20 protein-coding genes are annotated in these 20161 nt (G+C 67.1%); 12 read left to right on the top strand and 8 right to left on the bottom strand.

What is annotated here, in order from left to right; all coding sequences use genetic code 11:
• Positions 1-62: 62 nt before the first annotated feature.
• The 6 genes from AACX88_RS01475 to AACX88_RS01450 all read left to right on the top strand — a co-directional run bounded on the left by AACX88_RS01475 (position 63) and on the right by AACX88_RS01450 (position 6525).
• The gene (locus tag AACX88_RS01475; RefSeq protein ID WP_339391319.1) at positions 63-971 is read left to right on the top strand and encodes a cation diffusion facilitator family transporter; all 909 of its coding nucleotides are present in this window, start codon (positions 63-65) and stop codon (positions 969-971) included.
• Positions 972-1428: 457 nt separating this feature from the next.
• Entirely contained in the window at positions 1429-4755 is a 3327-nt protein-coding gene (locus AACX88_RS01470; protein ID WP_339391318.1) for an FtsK/SpoIIIE domain-containing protein, read from the top strand.
• Entirely contained in the window at positions 4752-5018 is a 267-nt protein-coding gene (locus tag AACX88_RS01465) for a hypothetical protein (protein ID WP_339391317.1), read from the top strand. The genes AACX88_RS01470 and AACX88_RS01465 overlap by 4 nt, the downstream gene beginning before the upstream one ends.
• Positions 5015-6103 (top strand): hypothetical protein, encoded by a 1089-nt coding sequence (locus AACX88_RS01460; RefSeq protein ID WP_339391316.1) that lies wholly within the window; start codon positions 5015-5017, stop codon positions 6101-6103. Before AACX88_RS01465 ends, AACX88_RS01460 begins: the two co-directional genes overlap by 4 nt.
• On the top strand, positions 6093-6281 hold the full coding sequence (locus AACX88_RS01455) for a hypothetical protein (RefSeq protein ID WP_339391315.1): 189 nt from the start codon (positions 6093-6095) through the stop codon (positions 6279-6281). The genes AACX88_RS01460 and AACX88_RS01455 overlap by 11 nt, the downstream gene beginning before the upstream one ends.
• A gap of 10 nt (positions 6282-6291) precedes the next feature.
• Entirely contained in the window at positions 6292-6525 is a 234-nt protein-coding gene (locus AACX88_RS01450) for a hypothetical protein (protein ID WP_339391314.1), read from the top strand.
• Positions 6526-6622: 97 nt separating this feature from the next.
• Here AACX88_RS01450 and menC read toward each other — a convergent pair whose 3' ends face one another.
• On the bottom strand, positions 6623-7747 hold the full coding sequence (gene menC / locus AACX88_RS01445) for an o-succinylbenzoate synthase (RefSeq protein ID WP_339391313.1): 1125 nt from the start codon (positions 7745-7747) through the stop codon (positions 6623-6625).
• A gap of 138 nt (positions 7748-7885) precedes the next feature.
• Here menC and AACX88_RS01440 point away from each other — a divergent pair, with 138 nt between their 5' ends.
• Positions 7886-8830: an FkbM family methyltransferase gene (locus AACX88_RS01440; RefSeq protein ID WP_339391312.1), complete on the top strand. Its 945-nt coding sequence runs from the start codon at positions 7886-7888 to the stop codon at positions 8828-8830.
• 12 nt (positions 8831-8842) lie between these two features.
• Here AACX88_RS01440 and AACX88_RS01435 read toward each other — a convergent pair whose 3' ends face one another.
• The gene (locus AACX88_RS01435) at positions 8843-10015 is read right to left on the bottom strand and encodes a M20/M25/M40 family metallo-hydrolase (protein ID WP_339391311.1); all 1173 of its coding nucleotides are present in this window, start codon (positions 10013-10015) and stop codon (positions 8843-8845) included.
• Positions 10016-10150: 135 nt separating this feature from the next.
• On the opposite strand from AACX88_RS01435, the gene AACX88_RS01430 reads away from it, so the two are divergent.
• Both AACX88_RS01430 and AACX88_RS01425 read left to right on the top strand, forming a co-directional pair.
• Positions 10151-11629, top strand: coding sequence for a glutamate-cysteine ligase family protein (locus AACX88_RS01430; protein ID WP_422614399.1), 1479 nt, complete (start codon positions 10151-10153; stop codon positions 11627-11629).
• Positions 11630-11794: 165 nt separating this feature from the next.
• Positions 11795-12619 carry a hypothetical protein gene (locus tag AACX88_RS01425; protein ID WP_339391309.1) on the top strand — a complete coding sequence of 275 codons (825 nt, stop codon included), beginning with the start codon at positions 11795-11797 and terminating at the stop codon, positions 12617-12619.
• A gap of 180 nt (positions 12620-12799) precedes the next feature.
• Here AACX88_RS01425 and AACX88_RS01420 read toward each other — a convergent pair whose 3' ends face one another.
• Positions 12800-13150, bottom strand: coding sequence for a cupin domain-containing protein (locus tag AACX88_RS01420; protein ID WP_339391308.1), 351 nt, complete (start codon positions 13148-13150; stop codon positions 12800-12802).
• A gap of 106 nt (positions 13151-13256) precedes the next feature.
• Here AACX88_RS01420 and AACX88_RS01415 point away from each other — a divergent pair, with 106 nt between their 5' ends.
• Together AACX88_RS01415 and AACX88_RS01410 are read left to right on the top strand one after the other, a co-directional pair.
• Positions 13257-13940, top strand: coding sequence for a peroxidase-related enzyme (locus AACX88_RS01415; protein WP_339391307.1), 684 nt, complete (start codon positions 13257-13259; stop codon positions 13938-13940).
• Between the two features lie 125 nt (positions 13941-14065).
• Positions 14066-15205 carry a pyridoxal phosphate-dependent aminotransferase gene (locus tag AACX88_RS01410; protein WP_339391544.1) on the top strand — a complete coding sequence of 380 codons (1140 nt, stop codon included), beginning with the start codon at positions 14066-14068 and terminating at the stop codon, positions 15203-15205.
• Positions 15206-15281: 76 nt separating this feature from the next.
• On the opposite strand, the gene AACX88_RS01405 is transcribed toward AACX88_RS01410, so the two are convergent.
• From AACX88_RS01405 to AACX88_RS01395, 3 genes are read right to left on the bottom strand one after another with little or no spacing between them, the layout of a single operon-like run.
• Positions 15282-15641, bottom strand: a complete 360-nt coding sequence (locus AACX88_RS01405; protein ID WP_339391306.1) for an ArsR/SmtB family transcription factor — start codon at positions 15639-15641, stop codon at positions 15282-15284.
• Positions 15642-15679: 38 nt separating this feature from the next.
• Positions 15680-16009: a hypothetical protein gene (locus AACX88_RS01400; RefSeq protein WP_339391305.1), complete on the bottom strand. Its 330-nt coding sequence runs from the start codon at positions 16007-16009 to the stop codon at positions 15680-15682.
• The gene (locus AACX88_RS01395) at positions 16006-17073 is read right to left on the bottom strand and encodes a DMT family transporter (RefSeq protein ID WP_422614397.1); all 1068 of its coding nucleotides are present in this window, start codon (positions 17071-17073) and stop codon (positions 16006-16008) included. Before AACX88_RS01395 ends, AACX88_RS01400 begins: the two co-directional genes overlap by 4 nt.
• Between AACX88_RS01395 and AACX88_RS01390 the strand changes: the two genes are divergently transcribed.
• Positions 17072-18481: an aminotransferase-like domain-containing protein gene (locus AACX88_RS01390; protein ID WP_339391304.1), complete on the top strand. Its 1410-nt coding sequence runs from the start codon at positions 17072-17074 to the stop codon at positions 18479-18481. The genes AACX88_RS01395 and AACX88_RS01390 overlap by 2 nt on opposite strands.
• 28 nt (positions 18482-18509) lie before the next feature.
• Here the strand turns inward: AACX88_RS01390 and AACX88_RS01385 are convergent, their stop codons facing one another.
• Positions 18510-19490 (bottom strand): ABC transporter substrate-binding protein, encoded by a 981-nt coding sequence (locus AACX88_RS01385; protein WP_339391303.1) that lies wholly within the window; start codon positions 19488-19490, stop codon positions 18510-18512.
• A 44-nt stretch (positions 19491-19534) separates the two neighbouring features.
• Entirely contained in the window at positions 19535-20122 is a 588-nt protein-coding gene (locus AACX88_RS01380) for a peptidoglycan-binding protein (protein WP_339391302.1), read from the bottom strand.
• Positions 20123-20161 lie beyond the last annotated feature (39 nt).

The following is a 20161-nucleotide window of genomic DNA, read 5'->3' as shown; positions in this document are numbered from 1 at the left end:
AGACTCAGGTCCGATTTATAAACACATGCGCATATGTTAATGTGAGTTCGAAAGGAGTTCCTATGTCTCATGACCACTCGCACGAGGCCGGGTCGCGCAAGCGCCTGGCGATCGTGTTCTGCATCGTCCTGGTGATCTTCGCGTTCCAGGTCTTCGGTTCCATCTGGACGGGCTCGCTCGCTCTGCTCGTCGACACGGGGCACAACTCCGTCGACCTCATCGGCCTCGGCATCGCGCTGTTCGCAGCGACCCTGGTCGCCCGCCCGCCGAAGGGCCAGAAGACCTGGGGATTCAAGCGCGCCGAGGTGCTCGCCGCCGGAGCTCAGGCGACCCTGCTGCTCGGCCTGGGCATCTACAGCCTCATCGAAGGCGTGCGCCGATTCTTCGCCCCGCCCGAGGTGCCGGGTCCCGAGCTGCTCATCTTCGGTGTCGTCGGACTGGCCGGCAACATCGTCTCGATCCTCATCCTCACCTCGTCGAAGGACGCCTCGCTCAACCTCAAGGCGGCGTTCCTCGAGGTCATCGCCGATGCGCTCGGCTCGGTCGCCGTCATCGTCGCGGCCGTCTCGATCTGGCTCTTCGACTGGACGCGTGCCGATGCGGTCGCGGCCCTCGTCATCGCGGCCCTCATCGTGCCGCGCGCCTTCGCGATCCTCAAGGAGACCGGTTCGATCCTCCTCGAGTCGGCACCGAAGCAGCTCGACCTCGATGACGTGAGGAAGCACATCGAGGAGGTCGACCACGTCGAAGAGGTCCATGATCTCCACGTCACCCGCATCGACTCGAACCTGCCTGTGCTCACAGCGCACGTGGTCCTCGCCGATGAGTGCTTCTACGACGGACACGCGCCGAAGATCCTCGCCGACCTCCAGGACTGCGTCGCCAAGCACTTCAACATCTCGATCGAGCATTCGACGTTCCAGTTCGACACCGCCAAAGAGGCTGCGGCAGAGAAGAAGACCCACAGCTGAGGGGCCGCCGTCGGCTGAGAGGCGCCCGGTGCTGATCGGTTTGATCGACGGATCAGTTCGGACCTTCGGCAGCAGCGCCCGGCTTCATCGCCGATGACGATGAAGTCGGGCGCTTCGTCGTCATCGGCGCAGTCTCTCCTGCGGTGACGAATCCACGAGCGGACCCGACGCGGGTGCGGTCAACGAACGCCAGGCATGCCGTCGCAGAACTGCGATGATGCCTGATGGCCACGGCGCGGCTGATGATCACAGGGAAGGGACGAGCCAGACGAAGCACGGCGAACGCCGCGCGCAAATAATATTGATATTTCAATTGTAGAAACTTCAATTGAAGCGTGCGATGAGATGAATAGAGAGTGTCGTCGAATAAAGTTCATTCGCCTCTCACAAACTATGTGAGAAGTTGTAGGCTCATGAGCATGAACCGTGATTGCCGTCACTGAGGAAGGCTCGTCATATGCACGCTGCGGAACCGACGCCGGATGAGGCCGCCACTGCGGACGAACTGCTCGAGCGATTCCTGGCCGAATCGACCGGAGCGAGTCGTCGCATCATCGAACTGCGTGGTCAGCGAGGCGGCTGGGATGACGATGACCAGTCGATGACGGCCTCCGTCGAACGCATCCGCACGGTGATGTCGGCACATGCGTCGCTGGCGGTGGACCTCGAGCGGTGGCTGCAGGATGTCCTCTCCGGTTCGAATCGCGCGTGGGCGGTCCTCTCCTCCATTCATCAGGCCAACGACATCCAACCGGTTGATGTTCCGTATACGGAGACAGAGAACGGCGGTGTCGGATTCAATTCCGTGACGATCAATTCGGCCAAAGAGGACATTGAGAGACTCCGACGCGAACTCGACGCTCGCCGCGTGCTCACCCGTGGTCCGCGGAACAGGCTCGAGCGTGCTCTGCGGGTCTACGAAGGCTGCCGCTTGCACTGCGTCACGAAGGCCCACGACCTCGCGCGGCAGGGCGAGTCAGAGGGAGCACGTCGGGACGAGTCCGAGCTCGAACACAACGCTCGCTACCGGGCCGAACTGGGGCGCATCGGCAACGACGTCGCACAGGAGGTCTCCCGGATCCAGGACAGCTTCGTCGAACTGATGGCCGGGATCGGTCCCGGCGCCAAGGTCCATTGGGAGCTTCGGGACTTCGACGACTGGACACCGCCGGCCGAGGTCGTCCCACAGCTCATCGGACTGGTCAGATACGAGAATTCGATACTCAATGAGCAGAGCCCCACACCCTTGGAGGTGCCCTACCTGAGAGATCTTCGCTCCGCCGGCACCGTTGTCCTGCCCTACTCTCGGGCAGAGACGTCGAACGAGCTTCTCGAGGCAGTGGTGCGCAACTTCCTGGCCCGGACGCTGTGCTCGTTCCCCGCGGGGAGTCTGCGAGTGGGTGTCATCGATCCGATGGGCATGGGCAACGCCGTGTCCCGCTTCCTTGGGCTCGGCGAATACAACAGCGAACTCGTCTCCGACAAAGTGCGCAGCGAGACCGAGGGGATCAAAGACCTTCTCAGCTCCCTGACCACGCACATCGAACTCGTCGTCCAGAAATACCTGCGAGGCACGTACTCGTCTCTCACCGAGTACAACGAAGCTGCCGGTGAAGTGGCGGAAGCCTACCGGGTCCTCATCGTGCAGGACTTTCCGCATCGCTTCGATGACGACATGCTCCATCAGCTTCAGCGGATCATCGAGCACGGACCGAAATGCGGTGTCTTCACCTTCATCACCGCGGACACGGATGTCGACGAGAACGACTTCCGCCGGATCGATCTCGACCGGCTTCCCCTGGACTCGGCCCTCCTCCTCGACGCAGATCTGGCGCCGTCGGCGAACGCCCCGGAAACGGACTCTGCGTTCCTGTGGGGGTTCGGCTCCGATCCGGCCAGCACCCTCGGCGAAGGGCCCGGGGGAACGATCGTCGACCGCATCGTCAGGGCGGTGGGAGGCCGGTCGAGGAGTCTGGAGATCGACACGGCCCTGTCGAAGACATTCGGGAAGTTCGCCGAGGTGGTCGCCGCGGGGACCCGAACCGAGCTGGATTCAGGCCTCACCGTACCCGCGCTCGACGAGCCGTCGAGCTGGTGGGCGAACACGGCCGGCGACAGCGTCGTCGCTCCGATCGGTCGGTCCGGTGCCACGGATATCGCGTTCCTCCGCCTCGACTCGGGCAATCTCACCGGAGCGCTCATCGTCGGTCGACCCGGGTCCGGAAAGTCGACGCTCATCCACACGATCCTCGCCGGTCTGACCACACTGTACGGTCCCGACGAACTCGAGCTGTATCTGCTCGACTTCAAAGAGGGAGTCGAATTCGCCGACTACGCGGACAAGGGTCTCCCGCATGCTGCCTGCATCGCGGTCGAGAGCGAACGCGAGCTCGGCATGAACGTCCTCGACTCGATCGTCACCGAACTCAAGAGGCGAGCGGCCGAGTTCAAAGCAGCCCATGTGGCCGACATCGGGGGATACCGGAGATCGGGCAGGGATCTCACCCGGATCGTCGTCTTCTTCGATGAGTTCCAAGTGCTCTTCAACGACGACGATCGCATCGGCCAGGAAGCGGCCAAGGCCCTCGATCTCATCATCAAGCAGGGGCGCAGCCACGGCATCCACATCGTGCTCAGCTCACAGACGCTGAGTGGGATGATCGCCATCAACAAGCAGTCGCTGCAGCTGCTCAACGTGCGGGTCCTGCTTCCGAGCTCGACCGAAGACGCGATGACGGTGATGGACGATCACAACCCGGCGCACAAGCTCATCAGCTCTCGAGGTGAAGGCATCCTCAACAATGCCTCCGGGCGGGAATCCGCCAACATTCCCTTCAACGGTGCCTTCGAAGGGGAACCCGAGCGCAAGGAGCGCTTGGAAGCGCTCCGCGCGAAGGCCGACGACAGCGGATTCCTCAGGACGCCGCGGATCTTCGAGTCGGGGACGCTGGCCCGACTCGAGGAGGAGCCACGAGGAGTCTTCGCACTCAATGAACGCAAGGACCGCGGAGCCACGGGGCAGCCGCTCTCGCTGCGACCCGGGACCGCCTTCTCGCTCAACTCCGAGCTGACCGTCGAGCTCAGGCGCGAAGTCGGCGCCAACGTCCTCCACGTCGATCGCAACACCTCCGAGCAGTTGGTCGGCACACTCTCCGGTCTGTGGCTCTCGGCCCGATCCTCGAATCCGTTCGCCACCCATGAGATCGTCGCGTTCTCCCACATCACCCAGGAGCTGCGAGACGTGATCTCCGGGCTGGAAGCCGAAGGCACGGCGACGTTCTCGACCGCGCGGACCGCCGGTGAGCGCCTCGGCGCTGTGCTCGCGGAACTCGACAGACGCCAGGACGAACAGGACTTCACCTCAGCACCGCTCATCCTCTCCCTCCTCGGCGTTCAGAAGGCCAGAGACCTCGATCCGAACAGCTACTCGGGGTCGATGAGCTTCGACGACGAACCGACGACTTCGCTGCACGAGCAGCTCGAGAAGATCGCCGCCGAGGGGCCGGAAGTCGGCATCCATGTCATCGTCGCCGCGGACTCGTACCAGGCGGTCGAGTCGCGGATGAGCAGGAAGCTCCAACACGAGTTCTCGACAAGGCTCATCGGTGCGATGTCGGCGGAGGACATCGCCCAACTCACCTCCTCCAGTGTGCGAGTGCGACCCGACCAGGGGCAGATGATCCACTACGACATCGATACCGGGACCCACGCGAAGTACCTTCCCTACGTCCTCTCCGACCCGGAGTGGATTCGGACAGTTCTGCCGACAGGAGCAGTGAAATGAGTGATCGCGTCCATGCCAATGCGCCGGAACTCGAAGCGTTCTCGCGGCGCCTGCGCACCAACGGCGAGAACGTCATCAAACTGGCGAAGGAGCTCGAGTTCACCCTGCGGACCATCGACTGGAACGACCGGGTCAAGGAGCGCATCGATCACGACGTGCACGATGCGACGCACGGGCTGAAGAAGCTCGCCGACCAGCTCTTCGACCATTCCCGCGAAGTCGACCTCAAAGCACGGCAGCTGCGGGACTTCCTCGGACGATGACCGCCGACCGAGTCCATGCCAGCGTCGGGGCGCTGCAGGCCCTGTCGCGAAGCCTGGCCACGTACCGGGCCGGGTTCGACGAGTCCGCTCGAGCGGTCGAGCGCTCGCTTGCGGCCAGCTCCGACGAAGCCGATGAGGCCGTGGCGCGTCGTCGCCGTGACCTCGACGAGGCGATCGACGAACATCGGCGCGCCGAGGCGAGGAGACGGGAGGCGGAAGCGGAGCTGAGTGCGGCCCGTGCAGAGCTCGCCTCCGCTCAGAACCAGGATCCGAGGTACCGCGGCTCTGCAGTGTCCCGCGCTCAGGGGCGAGTGTCGAGGGCGAGCGGCGAGCTCGACTCCGCCAGCGCGATCGAACGCGAAGCCGAGGCCGAGGAGCACCGCTGCCGCCGACTCAGAGAGCGCAGCGAAGCCGCCCGTTCGAGGATCCGCTCGGCGCTCAACGACTACCGCTCATCGGTCAGCGCTGCCCGTGCCGCAGAGACGGCGATTGCGCTCGCCGCGATGACCAAGGTCGTGATCCTCAAGGATGTGCTGGGTGCGTATCTGAGCAGTTCGGGGTCGCCGCCGCGCTCGAACCTGACCGTGAGGTCGACAGCGTCCATGGGCGACCATGACGGTGCTGCGTCGGATTCCCTGCCGCCGGCTGCGTCGTCCGGCGGCGAGGCTGGGGAGACTGCGGTCGACTGGAAACGGCTGCTCGTCGATCCCGCGATCGAGTCGGTGCAGCTCCTCGCCTTCGACCCGGCCGCGGTTCCTGCCTTCGCCGACATCGGTGCCATGGACTCCGACGGAGAACAGAGTGCGGCTGCGCTCACCGCGGTGGCTCACCGGTGGTCCACCGGCGGCGCCGCAATGTTCCGACGCAATCCGCACCCTGACTACTTCGACGCCCGCGATGCCCGCGACGGACTGAGCGGTCCGCACTCGTTCCGGGCGATGGTCGACTTCATCCTCGCGAATCCCGTGGTGCTCGACCCGGAGACGGGAGCCCTTGTCTCCGGTGCTCCGCTGCTGCGGGCATTGATCGCGATCGCGGCGGAGACCATCCCCATTCGCTTCGCAGGAGACGCCGATGACGATTGACCAAGTCGGGCGAACACTGGAGGCGGCCATGCGCACGATCTCCGGTACCTGGAACGACGCCCAATCCGCCCGCATCGAACGCGAACTCATCGTTCCGCTCGTCACCACGGCGATGACCCTGAGCCACCGCGCAGACGATGCGCTCGAGACCGTTGCCCGAGCCAAAGACGACTTGTGAGGAGACCTTGATGCAGATGCCTCAGTTCCAGCTCCCGGAACGGAAATCCGTCCCACCGACCATGGAGCAGCGTGCGCGGCTCAAGAGGCAGATCTTCCTCGCCTTGAAGATCCTGGCGATCGTCATCGCCGTCTGGCTGATCGTCACCCTGGTCGCCTCGTGTGCGCAGATGATCTCCAATATGAGTGCGTCACCCGCGCCGCAGGTCCAGTCGGTGCTGGACATGCTGCTGAGCGGATCCTGAGACCGGTATGCGGCGTCGGAGCGCATATGGGCGGGCGAGCGTCCGTCGGTGCGTCGTCGGACTCGGCCAGTAGGGACCTGACCAACGCCCCCGCCCCTCACCCCTGCGGGAGGATCTCGATCGCCTCGGTGCGGAACCTCTCGAGCTTGCCCGGGTCGATGGACACGCCGAAGCCGACGGTGTCGGGGACGTCGACCATGCCGTCGTGCATGACGATCTCCTCGGTGATGTCCTCGTGGAAGAAGCGGCTCGAGGCGGAGATGTCACCGGGCAAGGTGAAGCCGGGCAGCGAGGCCAAGGCGGCGTTCGCGGCCCGGCCCAGGCCCGTCTCGACCATTCCGCCGTGCCACACGGCGACGCCGTTGGCCGCGGAGAGGTCGTGGATCCGCTTCGCCTCGATGTAGCCGCCCACGCGGCCGGGCTTGATGTTGATGACGGCCGCTGCGCCGAGCGCGATCGCGTCGGCGGCCGCCTCGGCGGAGACGATCGACTCATCGAGGCACATCGGAGTCTCCATGAGCTTCGCAAGCTCGGCGTGCTGACGGATGTCGGCCTCGCCGAGGGGCTGCTCGATGAGGAGGAGTCCGTAGTCGTCGAGGCGGCGCAGGTGAGCCGCATCGACGAGGGTGTACGCGGCGTTCGCGTCGACCTGGAACCCGAAGTCGTCTCCGAAGGCCTCACGTACGGCGGCCACCGGCGCGATGTCCTTGCCCGGCTTGATCTTCAGCTTGATCCGCGCGTAGCCCTCGTCGAGGTAGTCGCCGATGACCCTGACCGTCTCCTCGACGGTGTCCTGGATGCCCACCGACACCCCCGAGGGCACGGCGTCGACGACCCCGCCGAGGTAGGACTTGAACGACTGCCCGCTGACCTGGAGCTGCGCGTCGATGACGGCCATCTCGAGCGCAGACTTCGCCATCGGATGCCCGACGACGTGACGCAGGTGCCAGCCGACGGTCTCGGCCGTGAGATCCTCGACGCCGAAGAGGATCGGGGCGAGCCACCGCCGGGTGACATCGATGCCCGCGGCGACGTATTCGGAGGAGTAGAGCGGGGAGATCATCGCCACCGACTCGCCCCACCCGGTGATCCTGCCGCGATCCGTGTCGAAGGTCGCCTCGACGAGGTAGCAGTCCTTCTCCGTCTCCCGCATGAACGAGGTCTCGAACGGGGTGACGAGGGGAATGGACACCTGGTGAAGGGTGATCGAGACGAGCTTCATCGGTCGGGGCTCCTGCTTCGCTTGCGGGGGACGGGTGACACCGGTCACCAGCTTAGGCCCTCGCACTCGATCGGTGGTCAGCGGCCCCACCCGTTGATACGGTGGCCCGAAGAGCCCACGCGAGGGAAGGGGCCCACCGTGAACGACTATCTCCGCAGCCTCACCGCCCGGAAGCAGTCGTGGTTCGGGCTCAAGCTCCCGATCAAGGCCGCCCTCGCCCAGCCGATCCTCCACCCCCTCATGCGCGCCGTCGCGCCCCGGATCAGAGGGATCAAGGTCGGCCGGCTTCCCGCCCCGATCGGCCTCACCGAGGTGGCCGGCCGTGCCGGAGGCGCCGACTTCGTCCTCGTCGATCCCTTCCGCTGCGAGATCGCCAAGGAGTTCTACTGGGGCAAGGGCCGGCGGACCGAACCCGAGGACGCCTTCGCCCTCGACCTCATGGTCGATCTCAGCAGAGACGCCGAGGTGTTCGTCGACATCGGCGCCTACACCGGGGTGTTCACGATGGCCGTCCTCGCGGCCAACCCCACCGCGATCGCCCATTCCTTCGAGATCATCCCCGCCGTCGTCGCCGGGTTGGAGAAGAACGTCGCCCGCAACCGCCTCGGCGACCGGGTGAGCATCCATCCCACCGGGGTCGGGCGGCCCGGGGAGACGATGCGGGTGCCCACCGGTGACGGCGGATCGGCGCTGCCGTCGTTCTACGCCGCGTCGATGGACTTCGCCGTGGGCGTCGAGGTGCGCTTCACCTCGCTCGACGAACTCCTGCCGCAGCTGCCGGCGGGCACGTCGCGGGTGACGGTGAAGATCGACGTCGAAGGCGCGGAGAACGACGTGCTCGGCTGGGGCCGGGACTTCCTCGGCGCGCTGCGGCCGGACATCCTCTGCGAGGTGCTCGCCGACCGGGCGCACCCGGGCGAACTCATGGCCGTGCTCGGGGAGTTCGGCTACCGCTTCTACCTCGTCGGCACCGACCGGCTCACCCACCGGGGCCGCATCGTGCCCGATCCGCACCTGCGCGACTGGCTGCTGACGACGAAGACGCCTGAGGAGCTGCGGGCCGCCGGGTACCCCGTGGACTGAGTGCTGAAGTCCTCAGCGCCCCAGCTGATCGGCGATGAGGGCGGCGAGGAGCGCGGTGCGCGGTGCAATCTCGGCGATGATCGCATGCTCGTGCTCGGCATGCGCACCATCGCCCACCGCGCCGAGGCCATCGAGCGTGGGAATCCCGTCACCGGCCGTGAAGTTCCCGTCGGAGGCCCCGCCCACGGCCACCCCGCGAGGGGCCGCGATGCCGAGGTCGGCTGAGAGCACGGTCGCCCGGTCGAAGAGCTCAGCGGAGCGCTCGGGTTCGAACGGGGGTCGGTTGATTCCGCCGATCACCTCGGTCGTCGACCCTTCGAGCCGCGGGTTCGCGGCGAGGGCGCGGATCGCTGCGTCGACGCGTTCGAGTTCGGCCGCGGTCCGGGCACGGACATCGACGTCGACGCGCGCCTCGGCGGGGACGGTGTTCGACGTCGTCCCCGCGGTGATCGTCGTCGGCACGACCGTGGTGCCCGCCTCGGCGTCGGCGAGCTCGGCGATGAGGGGGAGGGTGAGCGCGAGCGCCATGCCCGCGTTGACGCCCTTCTCCGGTTCGAGCCCGGCGTGCGCGGCCTTCCCGCGGAAGATCAGCGTGTAGATCCCGGTGCCCTTGCGTTCGAGTTTGAGTGCACCGTCCGCGCTCGCCTCCATGACGAACACGGCGGCAGCGTCGGCCGCCTCGGCGCGGATGAGATCCGATGAGGTCACGGACCCGACCTCCTCATCCCCGGTGACGAGGATCGACAGACCCTCGAGTCCGCCCTCGCCGAGGCGGTCGGCCAGGATCGCCGCCGCGTGCACGCTCATGATCGCCCCGGTGAGCATGTCGAAGCTGCCGGGTCCGCGGAGGATGCCGTCCTCGGTCGAGAACGGCAGGCGCTCAAGGGTTCCATGCGGCCACACGGTGTCCTGATGGTTGACAAGCACGACGCGCGGGGGACCGTCGCCGAAGCGCAGGCGGACATGCGCGACCCCGTCGACTGTGAGGATCTCAGGCTGGGCGCCGAGGCGCTCGTGGAGAAGTGCCGCGAAGTCGGCGGCCCCGGCGGCGACGGCGTCCTTGTCGGCCGACGGGGTCTCGAGGGTGATGACGCGGGCGATGTCGGCGAGCATGTCCGGCAGGCGCTCCTCGGCGTCGCGGACGAGGTCAGAGGGCTGCGTGGCGGGTTTCACAGAGGTCGACATGCGCCGATTCTACGGCGGCACCCCAGCCGGGAGGGCAGCTGTCCGGATCGCACAGCGGGGCGACCGCCTCGGCGAGTCGAAGAAAGTCCCGGGGCGGCCGGCCACAACAGGCGATGTCTGTGGTTTGCTTGAGGCATGGGTGAGGCAGTGAGTTCGAAACGGTACACACCGGAAGAGCGGACGTTGTACCGCGAGAAGCTTGCGGAGAACCTCGAGCTCTTCGACACGTACCTGCGGCATGCGGAGTTCAAGTCGGCGGGCACGATCGGGCTCGAACTCGAGCTCAACCTCGTCGACGAGGACAATCAGCCGAGCCTGCGCAACAAGGAGGTGCTCGGCGACCTCGATGATGAGTTCCAGTCGGAGATCGGCGGGTTCAACCTCGAGCTCAACCACCCGGTCCTCCAGGTCGCGGGGCGCGGGCTCAAGACGCTCGAGTCGGGTGTCGCCGACCGCCTGGCCCGGGCGAAGCGCGCCGCCGAGGCGAAGGGGCTCAGGGTCGCCTCGATCGGGACGCTGCCGACGCTGACCACGCAGTTCCTCAAGCACGATCCGTGGATGACGGAGGAGAACCGGTACGAGGCGCTGAGCAATTCGGTCATCGACGCGCGCGGCGAGTTCGTCAAGATCGAGCTCGACGGCGAGGAGACGTACCGGCAGGAGTTCGCCGACATCGCCCCGGAGTCCTCGTGCACGTCGATGCAGCTGCACCTGCAGGTGGCGCCGAACAAGTTCGCCGAGGCGTGGAACGCCTCCCAGGCGATCGCCGCCGCGCAGGTGGCGGTGAGCGCGAACTCGCCGCTGTTCGTCGGGCACAAGCTCTGGCACGAGTCCCGGATCCCCGTCTTCGGGCAGTCGATCGACACGCGCACTCCCGAACTCGTCACGCAGGGTGTGCGTCCGCGTGTGTGGTTCGGGGAGCGGTGGATCACCAGCGTCTTCGACCTCTTCGAGGAGAACGTCCGCTACTTCCCGCCGCTGCTGCCGGAGATCAAGGACTTCGTCGAGTTCAGCGAGGCCGATGCGCCGAAGCTCTTCGAGCTCAACCTCCACAACGGCACCGTGTGGCGGTGGAATCGGCCGATCTACGATGCCGGCGACAACGGCGCGCACATCCGCGTGGAGAACCGTCTGCTGCCGGCCGGTCCGACCCCGGTGGACATGGTCGCCGATGCCGCCTTCTACTACGGACTCGCGGAGTTCCTCGTCGGCGAGAACCGTCCCGTGTGGTCGCGGATGTCCTTCGCCGAGGCGGAGGAGAACTTCTTCGCGTGCGCCAAGGAGGGCATCACCGCGCGGGTGACGTGGCCGAAGATCGGTCACATCGCCGTCTCGGACCTCGTCATCGACGTCCTCATCCCGCAGGCGCGCCGCGGGCTGCGACGGCTGAACATCGACAAGGACGTCATCGAGGAGTACATGTCGATCATCGAAGGCCGGGCCGAGGGCAAGGCCAACGGGGCGACGTGGCAGCTGCGGATGCTCGACCAACTGGCACCCGGCAGCCGGCCGAATTCGCCCGAACGCCGCGAGGCGCTCAAGGCGATGATGGACGCGTACCTCGAGAACCAGGCGAGCGGACGACCCGTGCACACGTGGGACGTGCCGGCCTGAGGTCCGGGTTCAGCCGCTTCGCGACTGGAAATGGACGCTGAGTGACGATTTTCGCGACCCGAATCGACACTGCGGGTCCGAAACTCTCGAGCGGACGGCAGTCTGCCAGATCGATAGTGAAAGTTCCCCATGTTTCGCAGAAGAAGGAAGAGCAGAGAGCTCCTCATGCTCAACGAGCTCGCCGACGCGGTGGACGACGACTTCGAGCCCACCTATCCGATGCTGTGGGAGGACAGCTCGGCGAACCTCGATGATCGTCAGTCTGAGGTTTCGGGGTGCGTCGAAGAGGTGCTGGAAGCGATTCAGCAACTGGCGTTCGAACCCGATTTCCCAGCGCGAATGCTCATCAGCGCGATCCGTGAGGACGTCGACGGGCTCGCTGCTGTCGTCACGTCCGCTGAGCCTGCTGAGCAGACTCTTGTCGCGAGGACGTACGCGCTGCTCGACTATGCGGACCGGATCAATTCCGGTGGAACAGTCCTCGCGCTGCTCGACTCAGCACCAGTGCGACGAGAGCCCGAGCCCGCGGGCCCAGATTTCTCGAGTTCCGCCGATTTCGACGGTTCAGACACCGTGGACACCGCTTTGGAGGCCACCGCTACTGAGGGCGCGCGAGATGGTGAAGTCTCCCCTGACACGCGGGCAAGCGCGATCGGTTCACCGGACGACGACACTGGTCGTGACGACACGGCAAGTCGCCATTCAGGACCCACCGCAGACCACACAAGGCCCGATGGGTTGAATGTCGAGCACGGCCCAGCACCGCGCAGACCACTGAGTTGGGACCACATCGTCTTCGGCATCGGCCTCGGATGGACACTCGCCTGGTCCGTCCTCACTGCGGCAGCTTTCGTCGTCGCGATTCGGACTGCCGCGGAAGGAGAAGAGGGAATGCCCGAAGTCTTCGCGTTCCTCGGCGTCATGGCGCTGTTCATTCTCATCGGCTTGGCGATTGTCGTCCTCTGGTACCGATCGAGACTGCGGCGGTGAGACGACCTAGCCGCGCTGAAAGCGCGTAGACCCGAGCCGGGATGTCCGCGGCACTCGTTCTTCGCTTGGGCAAAGGACGCTGAGTGACGATTTCCGCGACCCGAATCGACACTGCGCGTCCGAAATTCCCGAGCGGACGGCAGTCTGCGCCCGGTCGCGGGCGGCTCGAAGCACCCTGCGCTACAGGCGCTCGATCTCGACGAAGATGACAGCGTCGTCGCCGTCGGGGTTCGAGACCTCGTGCTCGGAGCCGGCCGGCCGAGTGTAGGAGACGCCGGCCTGGAGGTCGGCGGTGAGCTCGGTGCCGTCGGAGTTCTGAACGTGCATCGAGTCGGTGACCATGGGGACGACGACATACTCGTGCTCGTGGCGGTGCATGGGGATGACTCCGCCCGGCTCGATCGTCCACCGCGTCACCCGGAAGATCCCGTTGTCGAGCTGCACCTCACCGGTCGCCCCCGTGTCAGTGGCGCTGGCGTCGCCGGATCCTGCATCTGCACTGCCGGCAGCTCCCGTGTTCTCCGCATCCATCGCCTCTGCTCCTCACTTCTCCGACACCCGCGGCACCATCGCCGCCCACGTGCCCATCAGCCCTCACCCTAAGCCCCGCGAACTCACGACAGCTAGCATGTGCACTATGCGATACCCACTGGCTGACATCGCCGAGGTCGACGACGACATCCGCGACCACATCCTCGCCGTGTCCGAGAAGTCCGGCTTCGTGCCCAACGTGTTCCTCTCCCTGGCCCGTCGGCCCGCCGAGTTCCGGGCGTTCTTCGCCTACTACGACGCCCTCATGGAGAAGGAGACCGGCAGCCTGACGAAGGCCGACCGGGAGATGATCGTCACGGCCACCTCGGCGGTCAACAACTGCCTCTACTGCGTCGTCGCCCACGGTGCCCTGCTGCGCATCTACGCGAAGGACCCCTACATCGCCGACCAAGTCGCACTCGACTACGCTCACGCGGACATCACTCCACGTCAGAAGGCCATGCTCGACTTCGCGATGAAGGTCTGCCGGGAACCGTGGACGATCACTGAGGCGGACTACGCCGCACTGGCCCTGCACGGCTTCGACGACGAAGACGCGTGGGACATCGCCGCGATCACCGGCTTCTTCGGCCTCTCCAACCGCATGGCCCAGGTCGCAGGAATGCGGCCGAACCCCGAATTCCACATCCTCGGCCGCCTCCCGCGGGAGAAGCCGACCTCGCAAGCCAGCACCGACGACCGCGAGGCCGAAACCACCAGGCCCGAAGCGACCGCGCCCGGAGCCACAGAGCCCGGAGCCCCGGCGCCCGAAGAAGCGAGCGGACGATGAACCCCGACACCACCCACGCCCCCAGCCGGGTCGATGCCGCGGTATCGGACCCCGCCACCCCCGGCCCCGCCACCCCCGGCCTCGCCGTCTCGAACCGGGCCGGACTCGTACGGCCGTTCGCGGCGATGAACATCGTCGGCAAGGTCCAGGCGATGCAGCGGGCCGGGCGGGACACGATCGCGATGTGCCTCGGCGAACCCACCCAGGGCGCTCCCGGCCCGGTCAAGCGCCGTGCCGCCCAGATCCTCTCCGACGGCACGAACCTCGGCTACTCGGCGGTCTTCGGCATCCCCGAACTGCGCGAGGCGATCGCCGGACACTACCGCGACTGGTACGGCATCGACATCCCCATCGACCGCATCCAGATCACCACCGGCTCCTCCGGTGCCTTCCAGACGGTGTTCCTCACCTGCTTCGACGTCGGCGACCGGGTGGCCGTGGCCCGACCCGGCTACGGCGCGTACAAGAACATCCTCGCAGCCCTCGGCGCCGACATCGTCGAACTCGACTGCGGTGCCGAGCACGGATTCCAACCGACGATCGACCTCCTCGAGGCCGCTCACGCCCAGGCCCCGCTCAAGGGCCTCATGCTCGCCTCCCCGGCGAATCCGACGGGGACGATGATCGGGGCCGACCACCTCGGCGAGCTCATCACCTGGTGCCGCGACCACGACGTCCAGGTGATCTCGGACGAGATCTACCACGGCATCAGCTACATCGGGACCCGTGGGGAGACCGCGCTCGCCCACGACGACGAGGCCATCGTCATCTCATCGTTCTCGAAGTACTGGGCGATGACCGGCTGGCGGCTGGGCTGGGCGATCCTGCCCGAACGACTGACGAAGGCCGCCGAGAACGTCACCGGCAACCTCGCCCTGTGTGCGCCGGTGCCGGCCCAGCATGCCGCAGTCGCCGCGTTCGATCCGGAGTCCTATGCCGAGTGCGAGGCCGCTGTCGCCTCATTCGCCCGCGCCCGCGACCACGTGCTCGATGCGACCGCGGACCTCGGCTTCACCGACATGGCCCCACCCGACGGCGCGTTCTACATGTACGCGCGCATCGACGACATCCTTGAGCGCTCGGGCGGCCGGTTCGCCACGGCGACCCAGTGGTGCGAGGACCTCCTCGACGCGACCGGCGTGGCCTTCGCCCCCGGCGACGACTTCGACTCCGTGGACGGCTGGCGCTCGGTGCGACTGTCCTTGGCTGTGGGTGCGGAGCGGACCGCCGAGGCGCTCGACCGGGTCCTCGATCACCTGGGCTGACCCGGCGATCACCTGACGTGACCCGGAAATCATCTGACGTGACCCGGCCGCCGGGGCCGCTGGGCGGACGCGCCTCTCAGTGCTCGTGGCCCTCGACGGTGTGGGCGAGGGCGTCGAGGATGATGTGGGCGACGTGGTCGTCCTTGAGTGAGTAGTAGGCCTCGCGGCCGAGCCGCTTGACGCCCACGAGGTGGAGCCCGCGGAGGAACTTCAGATGCTGGGACACGAGCGGCTGGGACAGGCCGGTCGAATCGACGATGTGTGTGACCGTCGCCTCGCCGTGGGCGAGGACGAGGAGCATCTTCAGCCGCGAGGGAGTCGCGAGCGCCTTGAAGAGGTCGGCGGTCTCGGTGATGGCGTTGAGATTGTCCGCGGGGTTGCGCAGCAGCGCATCAACGGCAGCGTTGACCGGGATGGAATCTTGGGAGTCAGCCATGGATAGAGGCTACCGGAACAGGGTTGAACTACAGCAAGTCAGCCGCCGAGGTCGGGCACGCCATCGGAGGGCCCGCCATTGGAGGGTCCGTCATCGGTGGACTCGTCGTCCGCGAGCCGACCGCCCTCCTCACCACGGTCGTTCCCGAATTCGGCCGGTCGCTCGCCGGTGGCCGGCGTGCCGTCGCCTGCCCGCACCGCCGACAGAGGTCCCGCCGAGGCAATCACCGCACATCCGCGCGCCCACGTGCCGACCGCCTCGGCGGGATCGAGACGAGACAGAGGCAGCCGGTCGTGGGGTGGGCACGCGAACCTCCCGATCGCGAAGACGACCGCGGCGAACGCGAGGACGAGGATGAGGGCGATCATGAGCGCAGCCTCGTGCGCACGGTGAGCGCGGCGCTGGCGATGACGGCGGTTCCGCAGACGATCGTCGGCCAGTCGAGGCGTTCGCCGAGGAGGAGCGCCGCCCACGCGATCGACATCACCGGCTGGATGAGCTGCACCTGGGAGACCTGCGCCATCGGACCGATCGCCAGACCCCGATACCAGGCGAAGAAACCGAGGAACATGCTGATCACGCCGAGGTAGGCGAACGACGCCCACTGCGCCGGCGACCCCGACGGGGCGACGGTGACGATGGCGAGAACGGTGAGGCCGAGCGTCACCGGCGCCGAGAGCACGAGCGCCCACGAGATCGTCTGCCACGACCCGATCTCGCGGGAGAGCACCCCGCCCTCGGCGTACCCGACGGCCGCCGCGACCACGGCGGCGAAGAGGAGGAGGTCAGCCGGTCGCAGGCCGCCGAACTCGGCGCCCTGGACGAGCGCGAAGACGACGGCGAGGACCGCACTGAGCGCGGCCATCACCCAGAAGCCCCGGCCGGGACGCTCCTTCGTCCTGATCACCGCGGCCGCAGCGGTTGCGGCCGGCAGCAGAGCGATGACCACCGCCGCGTGACTGGCCGGGGTCTGACTGAGCGCATACGAGGTGAGCAACGGGAACCCGAGGACGACGCCGCCGGCGACGACGAGCAGACGCAGGCACTGGATCCCGGTCGGGAGGCGGACAGACGATGCCCCCGGAGTGCGGCCGGCGGACGCAGGCCCGGACGAGGCAGCACCGGCGGACGCGGCACCGGGCGACGCGGCACCGGTGAACTCACCGCCGGATCGCGAGCGTCCGCGCAGCCAGACGAGCCAGAGGAGCAGCCCTGCGAGGATCGAGGCGACCGTCGCGCGGCCGGCGCCGATGAACAGCGGGGACATCGATCCCGACTCGGCGGCGATGCGGGTGAAGGGAACCGTGAAGGAGAACGCCGTGACGCCGAGCAGGCCCCACCACACTCCAGCCCGGTCGCCGATCAGAGAGCGGCCGCCGGGCGAAAGTAGCGGTTGGCGAACAGTTGTGATAGCGCTATTATCATATCTCATGCACCACGATAGCAGTTCGCGCATCGCGGCGGAACTCTCCGCATGGATCGCCTCCGCCCCCGACGGCGCGCGCCTGCCGTCCTCACGGGCGCTGGTCAAGGAGTACGAGGCCTCGCCGGTGACCGTGCAGAAGGCGCTGTCGAGTCTGGCCAGGCGCGGACTCGTCGAGTCGAGGCCGGGAGTCGGGACGTTCGTGCGGCGCGAAAGGACGCTCGCGACTCCCGACCTCAGCTGGCAGACCGGCACCCTAGGGCCGCGGGAGTTCCTGCCCGGCCCGGTCGTGGCACCGCTGCGTGAGGCCGGGGTCGACCAGTTCGCCCTCCATGACGGCTACCCCGATCCGGACCTGCTGCCGCGGGCGCTGGTGAGAAGCGCGCTGGGGCGGGCCGCGAGGTTCGAAGATTCGCTGCGCCGGGCACCGGTCGCCGGCCTGCCCGACCTGCAGGCCTGGTTCGCCGCCGAGGTCTCCGACGCGGGAGCGGCCTCACCGCCGGCGCCCTCCGACGTCACGATCACCCCCGGCAGCCAGACCGGCATCGGGTCGATCCTCCGGTCGCTCATCGGTCCCGGCCGTCCGCTCATCGTCGAATCCCCGACCTACTGGGGTCTCATCACCGCGGCGAGACGTGCCGGAGTCACGCTCGTGCCCGTGCCGTCAGGGCCCGCCGGACCGGATCCGGACGTCGTCGCCGAGGCGATCGACCGCACCGGTGCTACCGCGTTCTACGCCCAGCCCAACTTCACCAACCCGACCGGGGTCCATTGGTCCCCGCAGCTGCGAACGGCGATCCTCGAGGTCATCCGCTCCCGTCGGGCCTTCCTCATCGAGGACGATTGGGCGCACGACTTCGGCATCGACGACGTCTCCGTGCCGATGATCGGCGACGACGCGGACGGTCACATCGTCTACGTCCGGTCACTGACGAAGAGCGTGTCCCCGGCGATCCGGGTCGCCGCCGTCATCGCCCGCGGACCGGCCCGCGACCGCATCCGCGCAGACGTGCAGGCCGAATCGATGTACGTCAGCCCGCTCCTGCAGGCCGCTGCCCTCGACGTCATCACCCGCCCCGCGTGGCGCACGCATGTGCGCGGTCTCAGCCGCCGCCTCGGCGATCGCCGCGATTCCCTGCTCTCGGCCATCCGCGCCGAGGTGCCGGCCCTGACCGTCGACCACGTGCCCCAAGGCGGACTCAACCTCTGGTGCCGGCTGCCCGAGGGCACCGATGTCCGATCCTTCGTCGCCGAGGCGGCTGCGCGGGGTGTGTTCGTCACCGGTGGGGAGGAGCTCTTCCCCACCGAAGCTCACGCCCCGCATGTGCGCCTCAACTTCGCCGGTCCGAATCCGGCAGGGTACCGGGAGGCGATGCGCCGCCTCGGCGAGGTGATGGAGCGGTCAGCGGGGAACTGACCTATCGGGTCCCGCCCGGGAGGACGGCTCAGGCTTCGCCCTGCTCGGCCTTGCCGATGGCGTCGGGCAGTTCGTCGAGCAGCCACGGATAGCTGAGCGGGGAGAGGTTCGTCAGGGCGGTGAACTCGTCATCGTCGAGCACGGTGTAGTGCTTGCCGCGGATGACCTTGACCTCGCGGTAGAACGGGTCGGAGAGATCGGATTCGTCGAGGAGTCCCTTGCCGCTGCTGGGGAAGTGGATGAAGAGCACGTCGGCGTCGAGGGTGTCGACCTTCGACTTCTTCACGGTGTGCTTCGCCGCGGTGTACTTCGCGGCCGCAGGCGCGGAGAGGAGTCCGAGCCCGGTGAAGAAGCTGTCGTCGCTGCCGTCGTAGGAGAGGTAGTCGATCGAGGATTTCTGCACATCGGCGAGCGTGTAGGTGGTGTCCTCGAACTCGAGGTGGCTGTCTGCGATGTCGGGGGCGTGGGCATCGACATCGATGACGACGGTCTTCGCCTCGTCGGCCCGGTCGAGTGCCGTGGCGACCGCGGCGGTCCTGTCCGTCCAGGTCGCATCCGGTGCCGAGGCGACGACCGGGGCGATCGCGGAGAGTTCGTCGAAGCGGTCGCCGGCATCCTCGAGTCCGGTGGCGAGGATGATGTCCGGTTGGGCCCGTTCGATCGCGGTGATGTCCGGGCCGCCGCCGGCATCGAAGGTGTCGGGAGCGCTCAGGCGCTTGTCGTCGATGGCCTGCTGGGCCCACGGGCTGAACCGGTCGGTACCGTCTGCGGCGGGGGCGATGACGGGTGCGACGCCGAGGGCCAGGGCGATGTCGAGATCGGTCGAGCTGACGACGGCGACCTTCGTGGGAGCCGAGGGGATCTCGGCGCTCCCGAAGGGCGAGTCGATCGTCTGCGGGTAATTGCCGTCAGACTGAGCGGCCGAGCCCGGAAGGATCGAACAGCCGCTGACGACCAGGGAAGCGGCGACGGAGTAGGCGAGGACGGGGAGAGCAGTGCGAAAGTTCACCCAGCCAGTGTAGTCAGGGGCGTCCGGGGCTGAGCAGTGGCCCCTCAGTGGAGGGCTTCGACGTCGTTCTGCGAGCCGATGAGGTCATCGGCGAGTGACTCCCACTGGCCGTACGCGTCGGGATAGGCCGAGCGCTGCACCGCCTGGGCGGCTTCGGTCGGGGTCATCGAGTCCCAGTCCTCGATCTGGTCGAGTCCCGGGTTCTTGATCTCAGGATTGATGCCGTAGAACGACTTCGTCGCGAACACCGGGTCGGTGAGTTCGCTCGGATCGCCCCAGCCCTGGGACGGGCGCTGCTGGAAGAGGCCCACGGAGTCACGGTCGCCGTAGTCGATGTTGCGCAGAGACGACTCCTGCAGAGCCGTCATGAGGGCGATGCGGATCGCTTCGTCGTCGAATCCGCCGCCGCGGCCGACGGCGATGATGAGTCGGGCGTTGTCGATCTGCTGCTGGTTGAGCTGATTCACCGATGACATCTGCATCTGCCTGATCGTCGTCGAGCCGAATGAGACGGGCGCGCTGAGAATGACGACGGCGCCGATCGCCAGTGCTGCGACCGCTGCCCCGAGTCCGATCAGGGCACCGACGAGCACGGACCGGGGTCCCTTGCGGTGTCGTGTCTGTCGAGGCATGAATATAACGATAATGCAACAAACTGAAGGGTCAATGTG

This window comes from Brevibacterium metallidurans, from assembly GCF_037101285.1.
Taxonomy (GTDB): domain Bacteria; phylum Actinomycetota; class Actinomycetes; order Actinomycetales; family Brevibacteriaceae; genus Brevibacterium; species Brevibacterium metallidurans.
Note: the sequence above shows the minus strand (reverse complement) of the source record. Positions and strands in the feature narration are given on the sequence as shown.